Raw genomic sequence first — 19523 nt, forward strand, 5'->3', positions numbered from 1 at the left:
TAATATTTTGGTTTTGATGTAATAGCACAGAACATAAAAACATGTTGATTTTCGACCGCACTTTTATTCCGTAGAACATTAAAGCGCAGTCGGTTTTGGTGTATGATACGGCTTCATTATTTTTCTTATTAATATGAATCTTTCTCATGAAACCAATCTTTCTCGAACTTCGACACCTCAAAACCTTACTCGCTTTAAAAGAAACGGGCAGTGTTTCTTTGGCTGCAAAGCGGGTTTATCTCACACAATCCGCCCTTTCCCATCAAATTAAACTGTTGGAAGATCAATACGGTTTGCCGTTATTTGAGCGTAAAACGCAGCCGTTGCACTTTACACCGGCAGGTGAGCGTTTGATTCAGCTTGCCAATGATATTTTGCCTAAAGTGATTGAGGCGGAGCGTGATTTGGCGCGGGTGAAACAAGGGGAGGCCGGGGAGTTGCGGATTGCGGTGGAATGCCACACTTGCTTCGATTGGCTTATGCCCGCCATGGATTTATTCCGTCAGCATTGGCCGTTGGTGGAGTTAGATATTGTGTCCGGTTTCCACACCGACGCCGTTGGTTTGTTGTTAAGTCATCGTGCCGATTGGGCGGTGGTGCAAGAAGTGGAAGAGACTCCGGGCATTGTGTATAAGCCGTTGTTTTCCTATGAAATGGTGGGGCTGTGTGCGAAAGATCATCCGTTAGCAGCAAAAGACATTTGGCAGGCGGAAGATTTCATCGATCAAACGCTGATTACTTATCCGGTTCCAGATGATATGTTGGATTTGCTGCGTAAAGTGTTGCATCCGAAAGGCATTAATCCGACCCGACGAACCAGTGAGCTTACCATTGCCATTATTCAACTGGTAGCAAGTAAACGTGGCGTCGCCGCATTGCCGTTTTGGGCGGCGAAACCTTATTTGGATCGGGGCTACATCGTGGCGCGTAAAATCACCGAACAGGGGTTACACAGTAATCTTTATGCCGCAACGCGAGAGTTGGATTCGCAAATTGCTTTCGTGGATGATTTCTATGAAACCGTGAAAGCTCAAAGTTTTTCTACCTTGCCCGAATTATCCATATTAGAAGAGATCTAGTTGTATGTCTGATGTAAAGACAAATTCTCATCCCATTTGGGCGGCGGCGAAAGCTGCCTTGCCCTATAGTGCGCCGATGCTCGCCGGCTTTTTGTTTCTTGGCGTGGCTTACGGCATTTACATGAAAGCGCTTGGTTTTAGTTTTTGGTACCCCGTGCTGATGGCGTTGTTAATTTATGGCGGTTCGGTGGAATTCATCATTGCCGGCGCATTAAGTTTGGCATTTGCGCCGTTAAATGCGTTGTTGATTACCTTGATGGTGAGTGGACGACAGCTTTTTTACAGCATTTCCATGTTGGAAAAATATGGAAAGTCATTAGGCAAAAAACGCCCGTATCTCATTTCCACCCTGGTGGATGAATCTTTTTCTTTGAATTACATGGCAAAGGTTCCGTCGCATATTGATCGTGGCTGGTATATGTTTTTTGTCTCGTTTTATTTGCATATATACTGGATGATCGGCGCAGGCCTCGGCAACCTGTTCGGTAATATTATTCCCTTCGATTTGAAGGGCATTGAATTTGCTATGACGGCGTTATTTTTAGTGATTTTTTCCGAAAACTGGGCGCAGGAAAAATCTCATGAAAGCTCTTTGTTGGGTTTGGCGATTGCCGCGATTTCCCTCATCGTTTTCGGACGTGAATATTTCTTATTGCCAACGTTAATCGGCATTTGGACAGTGTTGACTTTCCGTCGTCCGAAATTGCCCTCAAGATTGGAGAGGATAGAAGAATGACATTAACCGAACAAATCATCACCATTGGCATTGCTGTATTAGGTGTGCAATTTACCCGTTGGTTGCCGTTTTGGGTTTTCCCTGCTAACCGCCCGATTCCCGAATATATCCGTTATTTAGGTAAAGTTTTACCTGCGGCGATGTTTGGTATGTTAGTGGTGTATTGTTACAAAAACGTGGATGTGTTTAGTGGCTTTCATGGTGTTCCCGAATTTCTTTCCGGTGTGATCGTCGTTGCGTTACATTTGTGGAAGCGCAATATGTTCTTGTCCATCGCTGCCGGTACCATGTTATATATGTTCTTAGTACAACAGGTGTTTTTGGCATAAAATACCCATGAAAATGACCGCACTTTTCCTCTTCGAAAAGGTGAAAAAACTATAAAGTGCGGTCGTTTTTTTCTACGTTTTTACAGCCTATCGGCGCATTTAAAAGCAACTGTCTTTTTGCTATAATTTTACACTTAATTTATTGAATTCTTTTTGAGGTTTGTGGTGACGAAATTCCATTTTCCAACATTTCATGAAATGTTTCCCGTAGAAAAACGCAAATTAAAATTATTGCGGGAATGGCTACGTTATCGGGCGCGCCGTTTGGTTTTTGCAGTGCAATGTGAGGCGTTAGTCGCTTTTATTCATGAAAATCCATTGTGGCAGCCGGTTTTTGCTCAGTATCCTTATCGTGTGAATACGCTATTAAGCCAGTACTGTGATAAACGCTTTAATGCGACACAGCGTTTAGACGCTATTAAGACCAATTTTGGTATGGCAGAAAAGCACTTTGGTATAGCGTTATGCGAGACATTAATTTCACAACAGCCGGTGTTGTTAGCTCAGTTAACGGATGAATTGGCGTTAAATTTAACACTCAACCATATCGATCCTTATGAAGGCTTTTTTGCTATTGCTTTAACCGACGCAAATCAACGTACGATTTATTCTGCTAGCTTTACGTTTTTGACGGATAACTGTTTGTTGATTGCATCCATTCAAGGACCAAAAGGCGATGAAGCACAGGATTTAGTGCGTCAGGCGACAAAATTGCTACATGGTGTGCGCCCGATGTTTATGTTGGTGAATGCGTTTAAAGTTTTTGCGGAGACGTTGAATTGTTGCTTAGAAGGTATTCCACATAAACGTCAGGCCAAATATCGTTGGAATGATTCGGCAAAATTATTGTTTAACTATGATGAATTTTGGCAAGAAAATGAGGGTAAGTTGGCAGAAAATTATTGGCAAATTCCGACCGCACTTGAGCGTCGTCCTTTAGAAGACATTCAAAGTAAAAAACGTTCTATGTATCGCAAACGTTATGACATGTTTGACCAGATGACGGCTGAGATTCAATCCCTTTTGACAGAGAAAAATCATGAATAAAATTATTACGGTTGACGGGCCAAGCGGTGCCGGTAAAGGCACTTTATGTTACGCATTGGCAGAAAAACTTGGCTTTGCGTTGTTGGATTCCGGTGCAATTTACCGCGTGACAGCATTAGCCGCGTTAAAACGGAATGCCGATTTAACCAATGAAACCGAATTGGCTGATCTTGCCCGTCATTTAGATATTCAGTTTGTGCCGAAAAATGGTGAAGTGAATGTGCTATTGGGCGGCATGGATGTCAGCCATTTAATTCGTACGCAAGAAGTGGCGGATGCCGCATCAAAAGTAGCTGTTTTCCCGCAAGTTCGTGCTGCATTATTACAACTTCAGCAGGATTTCGCCAAAAATGACGGTTTAATTGCGGATGGTCGCGATATGGGAACGGTGGTGTTTCCGGATGCGCAAGTGAAATTATTTTTAGATGCGAGTGCGGAAGAACGTGCAAAAAGACGCTATAACCAGTTGCAAAATAAGGGGATTAGTGGTAACTTTGCACAGATTTTAGCCGAGATAAAAGAGCGTGATTTGCGCGATAGAAATCGAGCAGTCGCCCCTTTAAAACCCGCTGATGATGCGTTTTTACTTGACAGCACGACATTGAGTATCGATGAAGTGATTTGTCAGGCGTTAAACTATATTCAACAACGTATTGATATTAAAGCTTAAATTTTTACGGTTTATTCAAGGATGGATAAACTTTGTTATCAGCCCCACTTTTTATGGATTAGAAGTGGACGTTATTTACTTAAATTGAAGATTAATTATGACAGAATCTTTTGCTCAACTTTTTGAAGAATCATTAAAAGACCTTGAAACCCGTCAAGGTGCAGTTGTTAAAGGTACCATCGTTGCTATCCAAAAAGGCTTCGTACTTGTAGATACCGGTTCTAAATCCGAGTCTGCAATTCCTTCCGAAGAATTTTTAAATGCACAAGGTGAATTGGAAGTTCAAGTTGGTGATGTTGTTGATGTTGTGCTTAAAGCTGTGGATGATGGTTTCGGTGAAACTGTTGCTTCCCGCGCTGATGCAAAACGCAATGAAGCTTGGATTGTATTGGAAAAAGCTTACGACGAACAAGCAACTGTACTTGGTTTAGTTAACGGTAAAGTTAAAGGCGGCTTCACAGTTGAGTTAAACGGTGTTCGCGCATTCTTACCGGGTTCATTAGTTGATACCCGCCCAGTTCGTGATGCAGATCACTTACTTGGTAAAGAATTAGAATTCAAAGTAATCAAACTTGATCAAAAACGTAACAACGTTGTTGTTTCCCGTCGTGCAGTAATCGAATCTGAAAGCAGCCAAGATCGTGAAGAAGTATTAGCGAACCTATCTGAAGGTGCAGAAGTTAAAGGTACCGTTAAGAACTTAACTGACTACGGTGCATTCGTTGATTTAGGCGGTGTTGACGGTTTATTACATATTACCGATATGGCTTGGAAACGTGTTAAACACCCAAGCGAAATCGTTAATGTTGGAGATGAAATCACTGTTAAAGTATTGAAATTCGATAAAGATCGTACCCGTGTATCTTTAGGCTTAAAACAATTAGGTCAAGATCCTTGGGCGGCAATCGCTGAAAATCACCCAGTAAACAGCAAATTAACCGGTAAAGTCACTAACTTAACTGACTACGGTTGTTTCGTTGAAATTTTAGACGGTGTTGAAGGTTTAGTTCATGTTTCTGAAATGGATTGGACTAATAAAAATATTCACCCATCTAAAGTGGTTAGCTTAGGTGATGTAGTTGAAGTGATGGTATTAGAAATCGATGAAGAACGTCGTCGTATTTCTTTAGGCTTAAAACAATGCAAAGCAAACCCATGGGCTCAATTCGCTGAAACTCACAACAAAGGCGACAAAGTTGTTGGTAAAATCAAATCTATTACTGACTTTGGTATCTTCATCGGTTTAGATGGCGGTATTGACGGTTTAGTTCATTTATCTGACATTTCTTGGAATGTTCAAGGTGAAGAAGCTGTACGTAATTACAAAAAAGGTGATGAAGTTGCCGCAGTTGTATTACAAGTCGATGCAGTGAAAGAGCGTATTTCTTTAGGTATCAAACAACTTGAAGAAGATCCATTCAATAACTTCGTTGCTATCAACAAAAAAGGCACTGTATTAAACGCTAAAGTTGTTGAAGCCGATGCGAAAGGCGCTAAAGTTGAATTAGACGGTGGTGTGGAAGGTTACATTCGCGCAGCAGATTTAACGAATGAAGTTGCTACAGGCGATGTGATTGAAGCAAAATACACTGGCGTAGATCGTAAAGCTCGTATCGTTCACTTATCTGTTCGTGCGAAAGATCAAGCTGAAGAAGCAGCGGCAGTTGCAAGCGTGAATAAGCAAGAAGATGTTGCTATTCCAAATGCAATGGCTGAAGCTTTCAAAGCGGCAAAAGGTGAATAATTCGCTTTGTTAATAAAACCGGCATAGCAATATGCCGGTTTAAAGAGTTAGGAGAATAGTATGACTAAATCAGAGCTGATTGAACTTTTAGTACAGAAAAATCACAGTGTACCTGTTAAATCTGTGGAAGAAGCGGTAAAAGCGATTTTAGAACAAATGTCATATGTATTAGAAAGTGGTGAACGTATCGAAGTACGTGGATTCGGTAGTTTTTCTTTGCATTGTCGCCAACCTCGTTTAGGTCGTAATCCTAAAACTGGTGAACAAGTAAAATTGGATGCAAAATGTGTACCTTACTTTAAAGCAGGGAAAGAGCTAAGAGAACGCGTTGATGTTTACGCATAATTTATTTGACTAACTTTTTATAACGGCACTTTTAAGTGTCGTTTTTTATGCTTATTTTTGGCATAATGAAAGCAACTTTATTTTAAGGAGAAAGAAAATGATTAAATATATTTTCGGATTAATCATCGTGTTAGCTATTGTGCTAGTTGCAGTCACCGTCGGTGCAAATAATGATCAAGTGATCACGTTCAACTATATTGTCGCACAAAGCCAATTCCAACTTTCTACCTTGGTTGCTATTTTATTCGGCTTAGGACTTATCCTTGGTTGGTTCATTACCGGTTTTTTCTACATCAAACTAAAACTTAAAAATATTGCATTAAATCGTCAGATCAAACGACAAACCCTACAAATTAATGAATTAACAAACAGTAGAGATAAGGTTTCTCAATAATGCTTGAATTGCTTTTCCTTCTTTTACCTATTGCTGCCGCTTATGGGTGGTATATGGGGCATCGTAGTGCTAAAAGGGATCAGGAGGACATAAGTAATAAACTTTCCCGTGATTATGTAACTGGGGTTAATTTTTTACTGGCAAATCAAACAGATAAAGCGGTTGATTTATTTTTGGATATGCTCCAAAAACAAGAAAGCGAGAATGAAATTAATAGTTCGTCACAATTTGAGGCCGAATTAACATTAGGAAATCTTTTTCGTTCTAGAGGTGAGGTGGATCGTGCATTGCGAATTCACCAAGCATTAGATAATAGCCCACATTATACCTTTGAACAAAAATTATTGGCTAAACAACAGCTTGCAAAAGATTTTATGGCTGTGGGTTTTTTTGATCGTGCTGAACATCTTTATATTTTAATGGTTGATGAGCCTGAATTTGCCGAGGCGGCATTACAACAGCTGGCGATTATTTATCAAAAAACGAAAGAATGGAAAAAAGCCATTAACGTTGCTGAAAAGCTTGCAAAAATCTCTCCTAAAAAAAATCATATCGAATTGGCACACTATTATTGTGAATACGTGCGCAATTTACCTCTAGATAGTAAAGAAAACCCTCAACAGATTTTATTGCAAGCCTTAAAGGTTTCTCCTAATTGTGCTAGGGCATCCATAATGCTTGCTGATTTAGCGATTAAACAAGAAAACTATAAAAGTGCGGTCGATATTTTAGAAAATATTTTGACGCAAAATTCTGACTATATTGGTGAAGTTTTGAATACCTTGAGATTCTGCTACCAAAAATTAAATCAGTTAGATAATTTTGAGTTATTTCTCATCAAAGCCAATCAAAAAAATCATAATAGTGCAGTATCCTTGATGTTAGCTGATCTTATTGAAGAAAAAGATGGGCTTGCTGCGGCACAACTTAAGCTTTACCAACAACTTCAACAAAATCCGGCTACGCCTATTTTTCACCGTTTTATTCAATATCAAATTGATGATGCAGAAAATGGAAGAGGGAAGGATAGTTTGATTTTGTTACATAAAATGGTGGGAGAGCGCATTAAACAAACTTTTGATTATCGTTGTAGTAATTGCGGTTATCAAACCCATAAATTAATTTGGTGTTGTCCCTCTTGTCGTCGATGGGAAACGATTAAACCGGTTAGCGCAATTGAACATGATTAGCCGCTAACATTGCTTATCTGTAAGGAGAAAACTATGACAAATAAAGTCATCATCGCATTAGATTATGAAAAAGAAGCAGATGCTTTAGCGTTAGTTGATCAGCTTGACCCACAAAATTGTCGTTTAAAAGTCGGGAAAGAAATGTTTACCACTCTTGGAACCAATTTTGTGAAGCAATTACATTCGCGTAATTTTGATGTTTTCCTTGATTTGAAATTTCATGATATTCCGAATACCGTGGCAAGAGCGGTACGTTCTGCGGCTGATTTAGGTGTTTGGATGGTGGATTTACATGCGAGCGGTGGTTTGCGTATGATGGATGAAGCGAAAAAAATTCTTGAGCCTTATGGAAAAGAGGCGCCGTTATTAATTGGGGTGACCGTGTTAACGAGTATGGAAGATTTGGATTTATTGCAAATTGGCATTAATGCCTCTCCAATGGAACAGGTGATTCGTCTAGCGCATTTGACCCAACGTGCAGGTTTAGATGGCGTGGTATGTTCTCCGCAGGAAGTGGAAATTTTACGTCGTAACTGTGGTGAAAATTTCTTGCTTGTAACACCGGGCATTCGTCCGATTGGCGCCGATTTTGGTGATCAACGTCGTGTGATGACACCAGCTGCTGCGATTCGTTCAGGTTCTGATTATTTGGTCATTGGACGTCCAATTACGCAGGCTGAAAATCCGGCAGAGGTATTGAAAGCGATTAACGCTTCTATCGCGTAATTTATTATGACAAATCAATTAGTTTATTCTACTGAAGTAGGACGGATTAAAGCCGATAAACCGCAGGAAGAGATTCCACAAAGTGATGGTATCGTACGAATTCAACTGCAAAAAAGTGGTCGTAAAGGTAATGGTGTGAGCATTATTACCGGGCTTGGATTAGCCGAAACCGAATTGAAAACCTTAGCCGCGGAACTAAAAAAACGTTGTGGATGTGGTGGTTCAGTAAAAAATCATACCATCGAAATTCAGGGTGAAAAACGTGATTTACTGAAACAGCTACTGGAGCAGAAAGGCTACAAGGTGAAATTAGCCGGGGGATAAAAAAGTGGGTTTGATACCCACTTTTTATTTTTAGTGAAAATAACCGATTAGGATCGTGCTTATCAGTAACACAAGCGCCAAGAAGAAAAAGTGCGGTTGATTTTGCAATTGTTTTTTACTGAAGAATTTTGCCGAGAAGATGACATAGCTGATCAATAATACCGTCTTCGCAATAATCCACACCGGTAAGCCGTAGTTAAATATAAATAGCATGATAATACCGCTTAAAACCAATAGGGTATCTATTAAGTGCGGTAGAATTTTCAACGATTTGACTGCTCGCCAGTCTTTCTTTGTTAACTGCATAGCACCACGAATAATGAGTAATCCGAGGCTGACAAAGGCACAAATAATGTGCAAATAAACTAAATAAATATCCATTTATCCCCCAATATTTAAGGCAGCAATAAAACACTGCTGCCTTAAAATGATCTTGTTTTGTTATTCTTCGGTATTTTCTACTGCACTTTCTTGTTCGCCTTCCTCGTCATCGACATCGCAGATACGCTCCAAGCTCACAACATGCTCATTTTCACTTGTGCGGATTAAGCGAACACCTTGCGTGTTACGTCCGACGATGCTGACTTCGCTTACGCGGGTACGAACAAGGGTGCCAGCATCGGTGATCAGCATGATTTGGTCAGTATCAACGACTTGGGTTGCCGCAACGACTTTGCCATTACGTTCACTTACCTTAATGGAAATCACCCCTTTGGTATTACGGGATTTGGTCGGATATTCTTCTAACTTCGTCCGTTTGCCGTAGCCGTTTTGTGTCGCAGTCAGAATTTCGCCATCGTTTTTCGGAATCACTAAAGAAACGACTTTATCGATGTTGAGATCTAAGGTTTCTTCTGCGTTGTCATCAGAAACATCGTCAATTTCAACCGCACTTTCATCGTCATTCAGATCATTGGTTAAGGCGAGTTTGATACCACGTACCCCTGTCGCCAAACGCCCCATTGCACGGACAGCGGATTCGCTGAAACGTACTACGCGACCTTGGGAAGAGAACAACATGATTTCATTGTTGCCGTCGGTAATATCTACGCCAATCAATTCATCTTCATCGCGTAAGTTCAGCGCGATGATACCGCTAGAACGCGGGCGGCTGAATTCGGTTAGCGCAATTTTCTTCACAATACCGCCGGCGGTTGCCATGACGACGAATTTATCTTCCTCGTAAGCGGTCACCGGTAAAATGGCGGTAATACGTTCATTTTCATTGAGCGGTAAAATATTGACGATTGGTCGTCCGCGCGAGCCACGGCTGGCCTGCGGAAGTTGATATACTTTCAACCAATATAAGCGTCCACGGCTGGAGAAACAGAGAATGGTGTCATGAGTATTGGCAACTAAGAGTTTCTCAATGAAATCTTCTTCTTTCATTTTCGTTGCCGATTTACCTTTGCCACCGCGGCGTTGTGCTTCGTAATCGCTAATTGGCTGATATTTCACATAGCCTTCGTGAGAAAGCGTCACCACCACATCTTCTTGGGCGATTAAATCTTCTAAATTAATGTCACCGGAAGCGGCGGTAATTTCTGTTCTGCGCGGATCGTTAAATTGTTCGCGGATTTGTTCCAGCTCTTCACGAATCACTTCCATTAAGCGTTCAGGACTGCGTAGGATATAGAGTAATTCGCCGATGGCTTCCAGTAATTTTTTGTATTCGTCTAGGATTTCGTCATGACCTAAGTTGGTCAATTTTTGTAAACGTAAATCTAAAATGGCTTGGGCTTGGACTTCGGTCAAATAATATAAACCGTCACGGATACCATATTGTTCGTCTAAATCTTCTGGGCGAGCAGCATCTACACCGGTTGCTGCCAACATTTCTGCCACATGACCAAGCTGCCATGGACGGGCAAGCAATTCACGTTTAGCACTTTCCGGATTTGGCGCTTGACGAATCAATTCGATAATAGGATCTACGTTTGCCAACGCAATGGCGAGGCCTTCCAAAATATGCGTACGTTCACGTGCTTTGCGCAATTCAAAAATGGTACGGCGGGTCACCACTTCGCGGCGGTGTAACACAAACGCTTCAATGAGTTGTTTTAAATTCAAGAGTTTCGGCTGACCGTGGTCTAATGCCACGATATTAATCCCGAAAGTGACCTGCATTTGCGTGAGGGCATACAAGTTGTTTAATACCACTTCACCCACTGCATCGCGCTTGATTTCAATAACGATACGCATACCGTCTTTATCTGATTCATCACGCAGGCCACTGATGCCTTCAATTTTTTTCTCTTTGACGAATTCCGCAATTTTTTCGATTAATTTGGCTTTATTAACTTGATACGGAATTTCGTTAACGATGATGCTTTCACGGCCTTTTTCATCGGTTTCAATTTCCGCACGGGCACGGACATAAATTTTACCACGACCAGTCTTATAGGCTTCTTCAATGCCTTTACGACCGTTAATGAGTGCCGCAGTGGGGAAATCCGGACCGGGAATATGACTCATCAATTCATCAATAGTGATGTCGTTATTTTCGATATAAGCCAAGCAGCCGTCTAATACTTCGCCTAGATTGTGTGGTGGGATATTGGTCGCCATCCCCACAGCAATCCCGGAGGAGCCGTTGACCAATAAGGCTGGGACTTTGGTTGGTAACACTTCAGGAATTTGTTCCGAACCATCATAGTTTGGCACAAAATTGACGGTTTCTTTGTCTAAATCGGCCAGTAATTCATGGGCAATTTTGGTCATACGGGCTTCCGTATAACGCATCGCCGCTGGCGCATCGCCATCTACAGATCCGAAGTTACCTTGACCGTCCACTAACATATAACGCAAGGAGAAAGGTTGCGCCATACGCACCAAGGTATCATATACCGCGCTATCACCGTGTGGGTGGTATTTACCGATAACGTCACCCACAATACGGGCAGATTTACGGTAAGGTTTATTGTAGGCATTGCCCCCTTCGTGCATAGCAAATAACACGCGGCGGTGTACCGGTTTTAAGCCGTCACGTACATCAGGCAAGGCACGTCCTACAATAACGGACATGGCGTAATCGAGGTATGAAGATTTCAGCTCTTCTTCAATACTGACCGGCGTAATATCTTGGACGAAATCAGACATTTAGAACTTCCTAATCATTAAATTTAATAGTGAAAAAATTGGCGTAATTATAGCACAACAAGGCATTTTCCCCTAAGGAAAATCTTGTTTTTAGACGAGAAAAGTGCGGTCGGTTTTTGATATGTTTTTAATATGAATAAGGCGATTCAAAGACCGCCTTATTTGTGATTATTTTTTGTTATTTTCTGAACATTGATGGATATCGCTGCATTTTCCGTAAAGGTACAGGCTGTGACTAGAAAGCTCAATACCATGTTGTTTACTGATTTCTTTTTGGCGACTTTCAATTAATTCATCATTGAATTCAAACACTTTTCCACAATCGGTACAAATAATGTGATCGTGATGCTGTGTTGGTGCTAATTCAAAGACGGATTTATTCCCTTCAAAGTTGTGACGAATTAAAATTTTTGCTTCATCGAATTGGTTTAAAACACGATAGACCGTCGCCAAACCGATATCTGCACCATTTTCTAATAACATTTTGTAAACATCTTCCGCAGAAAAATGCTGTTCACTGTGTTTTTGCATTAAAGCAAGAATCGTCAAACGAGGCTCGGTGATTTTTAATCCTGCTTTTTTTAATAATTTAATATTTTCTTCAGACATAACAGCTCCTTTTTGCTATTAAGCTAACTCAGCTAAACACATTTCGTCATAAACTTGTTTAACCCACTTGTTGACACGTTCAGACGTTAATTCCGGTTGACGATCCTCATCAATACATAATCCGACAAAGGTATTATCGTCAACTAATGCTTGTGATGATTCGAATGTGTAACCTTCGGTTGGCCAGTGACCAACAATAATTGCACCGTGAGGTTCAACAATATTGCGTATTGTTCCCATCGCATCACAGAAATAATCGGCGTAATCTTCTTGGTCGCCACAGCCGAAAATCGCAACAAGTTTATCGGTAAAATCAATTTGTTCTAATGTTGGGAAAAAATCATCCCAGTCGCATTGCGCTTCACCGTAATACCAAGTTGGGATACCAAATAGAAGAAAATCATACGCCTCGATATCTTCTTTGCTGCTTTTTGCAATGTCACGAATATCAACTAATTCGCTACCTAATTGTTTTTGAATCATTTTGGCAATGTTTTCAGTATTGCCTGTATCACTACCATAAAATAAGCCGACAACAGCCATCTTGTTACCTATTTCTTAACGTTAAAATAATCTTGTAAAATTGCTACGATTAGCTCGGAACGATTCACGTTTCGAGTTACTGCTAAATCTTCTAGTTGTTGAACCAAATCCGCATGCAATTTCAATTCGACACGCTTTAATCCACAGGATTTATCACGTTTTAATTGATTGCGTTTATTAATACGAATTTGTTGCTCCCGACTCAGTGGATTGGTTTTCGGACGCCCAACTCTACGAATTTCACTAAATAAATCTAAGGTAATGCAGTCAGAATCTTGTTTTGCCATTTTGTTAACCACTGGCGTGTTCATCACATCGAATAAAGAATTATTCAGAAAGTGATAATGATAAGCCACAACGAAATTTGTTGCGAACTATATCATAAATTCCGCACCAAATGAAATTCTATTTGGATTCATCTGAGCTATTAATTCTATCTAAAAAATGCGTGATCGCGCGGATAACAAATTGCGGTTTTTCTGCGTGAACCCAATGTCCGCTGCCGTTGATGGTGAAGGAGGTCGCCTGTGGACATTGGGATAAAATTCGATCGGTATATTCGGGTAATATATAAGATGAATTGCCGCCTTTGATAAACAAACAAGGTTGTTTGATATGGCGAGATTCCCAGCCCATTAAGTGAGGGTAATTGCGCTTAAGTGCGGTTAAATTAAAGCGAAAAGAATTGTCACTTGAGGTATCAAAGGATTTCAGCATAAACTGTTGCACGCTTTCATCGTGAATATGCTGCGCCAAAATGGGTTTGGCTTCTTGACGGGTATGGGGTTGTGCATTTTTTACAGCAAACAAACCGTTGAATACATCATCGTGCCCATGTTCGCCATAAGCAATAGGGGCAATATCAATCACCACTAAGCGTTTTACTAATTCAGGATAATTTGCTGCACAAGCCATAGCGGTTTTACCGCCCATGGAATGCCCAACTAAAATCACTTCTCGAATACCCAAAGATTGAATGACCTGAAATACATCTTCCGCCATTAAATCGTAATTCATTTCTTCGCTGTGAAAACTCGCGCCGTGATTACGTAAATCCACCCGTAAAATAGAATAATCATCACTAAATGCGCGTGCGATCACACCCAAGTTATTCATATCGCCGAACAAACCGTGAATAAACACCAAAACAGGTTTGTTAATTGCTTGTTTTAATTCATTAAATTGGAAGTTGAGTAATTTTTTCATCGACTGAATTTGGGGCTAGAGAATTTGCTAATAGCTCGCTATAATGTGCGAAAAGGTTAAATAGATCAAGCAAGTGGAGAGAGAAAATGAAAATTATCGAAGTGGACGAAGAGCTTTATCAATATATTGCCGGCAACACGCAATCTATTGGCGAAAGTGCATCGGATATTTTACGCCGTTTATTAAATCTTTCTCCGCGTAATGCTTATTTTAGCCTTCCGGAAAGTCAACCGACAATAGCAACCGCATCTTCTAATGAGCAACCGCAGATAACTGATCAACAACCTGTTTTTGAAGAAGAAATCAATAAACCGGTACTTAAAAAGCAATCTGACGAAGTCATGCAAAAAACCATTAGTAGATTGGAGGCTTTGCTCAATTCAGAAGAATTTAAACAAGAAAATAAAGCGGTCATTCGTTTCTTAAATATTTTAACGATTTTATACCGTACCAATCCGGAAGGTTTTGCCCTCGCAACGGAATCGTTACAAGGGCGCACCCGCGTTTACTTTGCCCGTGATGAAGGGACTTTGCTGATGGCGGGTAATCACACCAAACCGAAACAAATTCCTGATACGCCATATTGGGTGATCACGAACACCAACAGTGGTCGTAAAATGCTCATGTTGGAAGGTGCTATGCAGTCCATGCATTTGCCGGAATATTTAATTGATCAAGTGCGGTCATTTTTTACGGCAAATTAAATCTTATGGCACTTGGTCGTCAATTTGCACAATCTCCTTTATTTTCCAAGCGAATCGCCTTGCAAGTTTTGCAAGGCGACGCTTTTACATGGCAACAACTTCTCGAAAAAACACAGCAAATCTCCACTCATTTGCAACAACTCGGTGTGAAGCCCCAAAATGGCATCGCATTGTGTGGGAAAAACAGCTTAGAACTGGTGCTGTTTTATTTAGCCGCAATTCAAATCGGTGCCCGTGTTTTAATGCTCAACCCCATGTTTCCTCTGGAAAAACGTATTGCACTTTGCCAAGCCTATAATGTGGATTTTTTCTTTACCTCAGATCATGCAGAATGTGTTGCTGAATCCCAAAAGTGCGGTGAGATTTTCAGGTGTTTTTTTACTTTTTCGGATGCCATAAAGCAGGCAGAAAAAATAGACTCTTTCGGTGATTTTCCCGTTAATTTGACGCAACCGGCTACCATGACGCTCACATCAGGTTCTACGGGCTTGCCAAAAGCCGTTGTGCATAATGTGCAAGCACATTTGGCCAATGCACAAGGCGTATGTGATTTAATGCAATTTGGTGCGGCAGATTCATGGTTGCTTTCATTGCCGTTATATCACGTTTCCGGTCAGGGCATTGTGTGGCGTTGGTTGACAACAGGGGCAACCTTGGTGTTACCCGGTGAGGATTTTTATGCGGCAGTCAATCAGGTGAGTCATGTTTCTTTGGTGCCGACGCAAGTGCAACGTTGGTTACAGTATTTGCAGGAAAAAACCACAACGAGACAAACACGCGCCGTATTGCTTGGCGGGGCTCATATTCCTTTAGCACTGACGCAAGCTTTGCAGCGTCTTGGCGTGAAAAGTTATTCCGGTTATGGCATGACAGAAATGGCTTCTACGGTGTTTGCTAAACAAAGCGATGAAAAAAACGGGGTAGGGCAGCCCTTAGCCGGACGCGAATACTGTTTGCACAACGAGGAAATTTGGTTGCGCGGTGCAGGCTTGGCGTTAGGTTATTGGCAACAGGGCAGAATCGTTCCGCTCCTTAATAAACAAGGTTGGTTTGCTACAAAAGACAAAGGCGTGTGGCACGATGGCGAACTTGTGATTTCAGGGCGAATTGATAATATGTTTATTTCCGGTGGGGAAAACATTCAGCCGGAAGAAATTGAAAAACTGATTTTACAGTCTGATTTAGTCAAACAGGTTTTTGTGTTGCCTGTCACCGATCCGGAGTTTGGTCAACGACCGGTAGCCATTGTGGAATGGCGGGAGCCGACAAAAAGTGCGGTGGAAAATCTGAACGGATTTTTACAAGGGCGATTGGAACGTTTTAAACAACCTGTTGCCTATTATGAATTGCCGTTAAATTTAAGCGACGGTGTAATCAAAGTTTCTCGGAAAATGTTAGCAGGCTGGCTAGCGAAACAATTAGGATAAATATGAAAATAAACGCGTTTTTAACCGCACTTTGTGCTGCCTTATTTTTAAATATGGCGGTGTCACAAAGTGCCTTTGCCGATCAAAATACTCTGTCTTTGCCGACAGAAAAAAGTCTCAAGGCAGATCTTGCCGCAGCACAAAAAATGCCGGATGGCGATGAAAAACAAACGTTGGTCACAGATATTCAAACCTCTTTGGATTTATTGCAACAAATTCAAGCGCAGCAAAAGGCCAATGAGGCACTACAAGCTACATTGAATGGGGCGGAAGCTGAGATTCAGAAGAATAATGCCGAATTACAAACGTTGAAAAAACAATTAAATACCGCCACAGACGCGGATTATCAATCACGCAATCCGGCAGATTTGCAGGTATTAGTTGCAAAGTTAATGAACCAGCAACAGGATACTCAATCGGAATTAAGCGTCGCTAACGGACTGCTCGCCGGACAAAGTTCAGTGTCCGAAAGGGCGCAAGCCACTTTAACCAATAATCTGAAACGGACTCAAGAATTAAATCAGCAACTGGCAAATGCCTCCATTTCGAGTGCATTAAAACAACAATACCAACTTGAGCTTGAACTAATCGACTTAAAAAATATTTATAGCCAAATTTTACTAAAAAATAGCGATCAATTGACTGTGTTGTATCAAAGCCGTTATGACTTGTTAAACCAGAAAGCACAGGTTCAACAACAACAGTTGACGGCGATTCAAGAAGTCATTAACCAGCAGAATTTAGCGCAATCGCAAAGTCAGGTTGAACTGGTTCAGCAGCAACAGCAAAGTGCGGTCAAAAATAATTATATTCAGAAAGAATTAGAGCGTAATGCGCAACTGAGCCAATTTTTATTGGAACAAACGGAAAAAACCAACACCTTGACGCAAGATGAATTGCGCATGCGTAGTGTGTTGGATAGCTTAACGCAAACGCAGCGCACTATTGATGAACAAATTAGTGCTTTGCAAGGCACGTTGGTGTTGTCACGGATTATTCAACAGCAAAAACAAAAATTACCGACAAACTTGAATATCCAAGGATTATCAAAACAAATTGCCGATTTGCGTGTACAGATTTTTGATATGACCCAACGCCGCAATGAGCTTTATGATTTGGAGGCTTATTTGGCGAAGGTTCAAGCTGATCAGAATCAAACCTTTACTGAGGCGGAAAAAGCACAGCTCATCAATTTGTTGACAGAGCGTCGTAAAATTGCTTCAGATGTGATTAAGTCCTTAAATAATCAGCTGAATTTAGCGATTTCTTTAGAATTGACACAACAACAAATTACGCAAATCAGTGATCAAATTCAAGCCAAATTGGATCAACAAAGCTTTTGGGTAAAAAGTAATAATCCGATCAATTTAGCGTGGTTTAAGAATTTACCTATGTCGCTTGGTGAGCAACTTGAGGGGATCAGTAAAAAATTAGGTTTTCCGAATAATTTTGACAATTTACCGTATTTGCTGACATATGTGGCGATTTTGGTGGTTATTGGCGGCATTATCTTTAAATTTAAAACCTTTATTAAGCAAAAATTAGCCTCCATTAACAGTGAAATTAATCGTCTTCGAACCGATAGCCAGTGGCACACCCCCATGGCGTTATTGTTTACCGGCATTATTTCATTACCGTCAACCTTATGGTTCTTGGCCGTTTGTCAGTTGTTTGGTTTTTTCTTTGTTAGAAATCCGACGGAATTTTGGCAGTGGTCGTTGAGTATGGCGGCTTATTGGTGGTTCTTTACTTTTGTTCTTGCCGTGTTACGCCCGAATGGCGTGTTGGTACATCATTTCGGTTTCACGCAGGATGCGGCTGAAAAACTGCAAGCCATTACAAAACGCATTATTGTTACCGTGGTGTTGTTATTAAATACGTCTGTGTTCAGTGATGTGATGGAAAGTGGTTTAGCGAATGATGTGCTTGGAGAAGTGAATACCATCATCGCGTTAGTTTTCTGTATCGTCATCATTGCACCACGTTTTAGCAAAGCGTCAAAAGCCTTTGGTCAAACAAGCCACGATCATCGCGATAAACTGCTTTTAAAAATTGTCCGCATCTTGTTGCAATTAGTGCCGGTCGGGTTAATTGTATTGGTGGTTCTTGGTTATTACTATACGGCACTAAACTTAATTAATCATATGATTAACACCTACATCGCTTGGGTGGTTTGGTCGTTGGCGCGCCATACGATATACCGTGCGATTACAGTATCTTCTCAGCGTTTGGCTTATCGTCGATTACAAGAAAAACGTCAGCAAAAAGTGGCTGAGTTGAATGATGGTTCGCCTTCCGATGATGTGGTTGTGGTGAGCGAGCAAGAAGAAGGTATGGCTGTCAACCAAGTCCGTGGTCAGTTGTTACGCTTTGCCGATTTATTCATTTGGACGGCATTGTTTGCGATTTTCTATTATGTATGGTCGGATTTAGTCACCGTAGCCAGTTATTTGCGTGATATTACGTTATGGCAACAAACGACCACAACGGAAAGCGGTGTGGTGACCGAAAGTATTTCGCTGTTTAACTTACTTGTTGCGTTAGTGATTATCGGTATTACTTACATTTTAGTGCGCAACTTGCCGGGGATTTTAGAAGTGTTGATCTTCTCCCGCGTGAAGTTATCACAAGGTACGCCTTATACTATCAACACGTTATTGACGTACACGTTAGTTGCCATTGGTGGGGCTTGGGCTTTTGCCACCTTGGGCATGTCATGGTCAAAATTGCAGTGGTTATTCGCCGCACTTTCTGTAGGTCTCGGTTTTGGTATGCAGGAAATTTTTGCGAATTTCGTGTCGGGTATTATTCTCTTATTTGAACGTCCGATTCGAGTGGGCGATACCGTCACCATTAACGATGTGACCGGCACGGTAGCGAAAATTCGTATTCGTGCCATTACGATTATCGATCCTGATCGTAAAGAAGTGATTGTACCAAATAAATCTTTCGTGACCGGACAGGTCACTAACTGGGCATTGTCTAACACGATTACTCGCGTGGTGATCTCCATTGGCGTGGCATACGGTTCCGATTTAGAATTGGTCAGACGCTTATTGTTACAAGCGGCAGCAGAACAAGCCAATATTATGAAAGATCCGGAGCCGCGCGCGTTATTCCTTAGTTTTGGCGCCAGCACCTTGGATCATGAATTGCGGGTTTATGTTTCTCAAGTCTCCGAGCGCACCAATACCATCGATGCGTTAAACCGCCGTATTAACGAATTGTTTGCGGAAAATAACATTGAGATCGCTTTCAATCAGCTTGATGTCTTTATCAAAAATCAAGATACCGGCGCGATTATGCCCTTGGTGGAAGTGAAATCATAAATCGAATTGAAGAGAGAAAATT

At 41.2% G+C, this 19523-nt stretch carries 20 protein-coding genes; 14 read left to right on the forward strand and 6 right to left on the reverse strand.

The genetic code is table 11. From position 1 onward, the window contains the following. Positions 1-146 precede the first annotated feature (146 nt). From DK415_RS06260 to yciH, 11 genes are all read left to right on the forward strand, one after another. Positions 147-1079: a LysR family transcriptional regulator gene (locus DK415_RS06260; RefSeq protein WP_109432906.1), complete on the forward strand. Its 933-nt coding sequence runs from the start codon at positions 147-149 to the stop codon at positions 1077-1079. Positions 1080-1083: 4 nt separating this feature from the next. Next, positions 1084-1815, forward strand: a complete 732-nt coding sequence (locus DK415_RS06265) for an AzlC family ABC transporter permease (RefSeq protein WP_109432907.1) — start codon at positions 1084-1086, stop codon at positions 1813-1815. After that, positions 1812-2144 (forward strand): branched-chain amino acid transporter permease, encoded by a 333-nt coding sequence (locus tag DK415_RS06270; RefSeq protein WP_109432908.1) that lies wholly within the window; start codon positions 1812-1814, stop codon positions 2142-2144. Before DK415_RS06265 ends, DK415_RS06270 begins: the two co-directional genes overlap by 4 nt. Before the next feature lie 198 nt (positions 2145-2342). Beyond that, positions 2343-3191, forward strand: coding sequence for a VirK/YbjX family protein (locus DK415_RS06275; protein WP_420884512.1), 849 nt, complete (start codon positions 2343-2345; stop codon positions 3189-3191). Continuing rightward, the gene (gene cmk, locus DK415_RS06280; RefSeq protein ID WP_109432910.1) at positions 3184-3861 is read left to right on the forward strand and encodes a (d)CMP kinase; all 678 of its coding nucleotides are present in this window, start codon (positions 3184-3186) and stop codon (positions 3859-3861) included. Before DK415_RS06275 ends, cmk begins: the two co-directional genes overlap by 8 nt. 97 nt (positions 3862-3958) lie before the next feature. Beyond that, positions 3959-5605, forward strand: coding sequence for a 30S ribosomal protein S1 (rpsA, locus tag DK415_RS06285; RefSeq protein ID WP_109432911.1), 1647 nt, complete (start codon positions 3959-3961; stop codon positions 5603-5605). 60 nt (positions 5606-5665) lie between these two features. After that, positions 5666-5950, forward strand: coding sequence for an integration host factor subunit beta (locus DK415_RS06290; RefSeq protein WP_109103673.1), 285 nt, complete (start codon positions 5666-5668; stop codon positions 5948-5950). Positions 5951-6047: 97 nt separating this feature from the next. Next, positions 6048-6344 carry a LapA family protein gene (locus DK415_RS06295; protein WP_006717608.1) on the forward strand — a complete coding sequence of 99 codons (297 nt, stop codon included), beginning with the start codon at positions 6048-6050 and terminating at the stop codon, positions 6342-6344. Continuing rightward, complete coding sequence (gene lapB, locus DK415_RS06300; RefSeq protein ID WP_109432912.1) at positions 6344-7534, forward strand: lipopolysaccharide assembly protein LapB; 1191 nt, start codon at positions 6344-6346, stop codon at positions 7532-7534. Before DK415_RS06295 ends, lapB begins: the two co-directional genes overlap by 1 nt. Before the next feature lie 33 nt (positions 7535-7567). Further along, positions 7568-8260, forward strand: a complete 693-nt coding sequence (gene pyrF, locus DK415_RS06305; RefSeq protein WP_109432913.1) for an orotidine-5'-phosphate decarboxylase — start codon at positions 7568-7570, stop codon at positions 8258-8260. Between the two features lie 6 nt (positions 8261-8266). After that, complete coding sequence (gene yciH / locus DK415_RS06310; protein WP_109432914.1) at positions 8267-8584, forward strand: stress response translation initiation inhibitor YciH; 318 nt, start codon at positions 8267-8269, stop codon at positions 8582-8584. Between the two features lie 30 nt (positions 8585-8614). Here yciH and DK415_RS06315 read toward each other — a convergent pair whose 3' ends face one another. From DK415_RS06315 to DK415_RS06340, 6 genes are all read right to left on the reverse strand, one after another. After that, entirely contained in the window at positions 8615-8965 is a 351-nt protein-coding gene (locus tag DK415_RS06315; protein WP_109432915.1) for a SirB2 family protein, read from the reverse strand. Positions 8966-9025: 60 nt separating this feature from the next. Continuing rightward, positions 9026-11683, reverse strand: a complete 2658-nt coding sequence (gene gyrA / locus DK415_RS06320; RefSeq protein WP_109432916.1) for a DNA topoisomerase (ATP-hydrolyzing) subunit A — start codon at positions 11681-11683, stop codon at positions 9026-9028. A 168-nt stretch (positions 11684-11851) separates the two neighbouring features. Continuing rightward, positions 11852-12292, reverse strand: a complete 441-nt coding sequence (gene fur / locus DK415_RS06325; RefSeq protein ID WP_006717619.1) for a ferric iron uptake transcriptional regulator — start codon at positions 12290-12292, stop codon at positions 11852-11854. Positions 12293-12310: 18 nt separating this feature from the next. Continuing rightward, positions 12311-12835, reverse strand: coding sequence for a flavodoxin FldA (fldA, locus tag DK415_RS06330; RefSeq protein ID WP_006717621.1), 525 nt, complete (start codon positions 12833-12835; stop codon positions 12311-12313). 8 nt (positions 12836-12843) lie between these two features. Then, a complete protein-coding gene (ybfE, locus tag DK415_RS06335) occupies positions 12844-13122 on the reverse strand; it encodes a LexA regulated protein (protein ID WP_109432985.1) in 279 nt (92 codons plus the stop codon). Between the two features lie 118 nt (positions 13123-13240). Continuing rightward, on the reverse strand, positions 13241-14041 hold the full coding sequence (locus tag DK415_RS06340) for an alpha/beta fold hydrolase (RefSeq protein WP_109432917.1): 801 nt from the start codon (positions 14039-14041) through the stop codon (positions 13241-13243). Between the two features lie 86 nt (positions 14042-14127). On the opposite strand from DK415_RS06340, the gene seqA reads away from it, so the two are divergent. Genes seqA through mscK form a run of 3 tightly spaced genes read left to right on the forward strand, consistent with a single transcriptional unit; the run spans position 14128 to position 19501 of the window. Then, the gene (gene seqA, locus DK415_RS06345) at positions 14128-14745 is read left to right on the forward strand and encodes a replication initiation negative regulator SeqA (protein WP_109432918.1); all 618 of its coding nucleotides are present in this window, start codon (positions 14128-14130) and stop codon (positions 14743-14745) included. Between the two features lie 5 nt (positions 14746-14750). Then, a complete protein-coding gene (menE, locus tag DK415_RS06350) occupies positions 14751-16172 on the forward strand; it encodes an o-succinylbenzoate--CoA ligase (RefSeq protein ID WP_109432919.1) in 1422 nt (473 codons plus the stop codon). A 2-nt stretch (positions 16173-16174) separates the two neighbouring features. Then, positions 16175-19501, forward strand: a complete 3327-nt coding sequence (gene mscK / locus DK415_RS06355) for a mechanosensitive channel MscK (protein WP_109432920.1) — start codon at positions 16175-16177, stop codon at positions 19499-19501. Positions 19502-19523: the final 22 nt, after the last annotated feature.

This window comes from Aggregatibacter segnis (assembly GCF_003130075.1).
Classification (GTDB): domain Bacteria; phylum Pseudomonadota; class Gammaproteobacteria; order Enterobacterales; family Pasteurellaceae; genus Aggregatibacter; species Aggregatibacter segnis_A.

Coding starts and splice junctions, on each gene's coding strand:
- fur (WP_006717619.1), bottom strand. CDS start 12,292: ATGTCTGAAGAAAATATTAAATTATTAAAAAAAGCAGGATTAAAAATC.
- ybfE (WP_109432985.1), bottom strand. CDS start 13,122: ATGGCAAAACAAGATTCTGACTGCATTACCTTAGATTTATTTAGTGAA.
- menE (WP_109432919.1), top strand. CDS start 14,751: ATGGCACTTGGTCGTCAATTTGCACAATCTCCTTTATTTTCCAAGCGA.
- DK415_RS06340 (WP_109432917.1), bottom strand. CDS start 14,041: ATGAAAAAATTACTCAACTTCCAATTTAATGAATTAAAACAAGCAATT.
- DK415_RS06315 (WP_109432915.1), bottom strand. CDS start 8,965: ATGGATATTTATTTAGTTTATTTGCACATTATTTGTGCCTTTGTCAGC.
- rpsA (WP_109432911.1), top strand. CDS start 3,959: ATGACAGAATCTTTTGCTCAACTTTTTGAAGAATCATTAAAAGACCTT.
- DK415_RS06275 (WP_420884512.1), top strand. CDS start 2,343: ATGTTTCCCGTAGAAAAACGCAAATTAAAATTATTGCGGGAATGGCTA.
- DK415_RS06270 (WP_109432908.1), top strand. CDS start 1,812: ATGACATTAACCGAACAAATCATCACCATTGGCATTGCTGTATTAGGT.
- DK415_RS06295 (WP_006717608.1), top strand. CDS start 6,048: ATGATTAAATATATTTTCGGATTAATCATCGTGTTAGCTATTGTGCTA.
- DK415_RS06260 (WP_109432906.1), top strand. CDS start 147: ATGAAACCAATCTTTCTCGAACTTCGACACCTCAAAACCTTACTCGCT.
- seqA (WP_109432918.1), top strand. CDS start 14,128: ATGAAAATTATCGAAGTGGACGAAGAGCTTTATCAATATATTGCCGGC.
- lapB (WP_109432912.1), top strand. CDS start 6,344: ATGCTTGAATTGCTTTTCCTTCTTTTACCTATTGCTGCCGCTTATGGG.
- DK415_RS06265 (WP_109432907.1), top strand. CDS start 1,084: ATGTCTGATGTAAAGACAAATTCTCATCCCATTTGGGCGGCGGCGAAA.
- DK415_RS06290 (WP_109103673.1), top strand. CDS start 5,666: ATGACTAAATCAGAGCTGATTGAACTTTTAGTACAGAAAAATCACAGT.
- gyrA (WP_109432916.1), bottom strand. CDS start 11,683: ATGTCTGATTTCGTCCAAGATATTACGCCGGTCAGTATTGAAGAAGAG.
- fldA (WP_006717621.1), bottom strand. CDS start 12,835: ATGGCTGTTGTCGGCTTATTTTATGGTAGTGATACAGGCAATACTGAA.
- yciH (WP_109432914.1), top strand. CDS start 8,267: ATGACAAATCAATTAGTTTATTCTACTGAAGTAGGACGGATTAAAGCC.
- mscK (WP_109432920.1), top strand. CDS start 16,175: ATGAAAATAAACGCGTTTTTAACCGCACTTTGTGCTGCCTTATTTTTA.
- pyrF (WP_109432913.1), top strand. CDS start 7,568: ATGACAAATAAAGTCATCATCGCATTAGATTATGAAAAAGAAGCAGAT.
- cmk (WP_109432910.1), top strand. CDS start 3,184: ATGAATAAAATTATTACGGTTGACGGGCCAAGCGGTGCCGGTAAAGGC.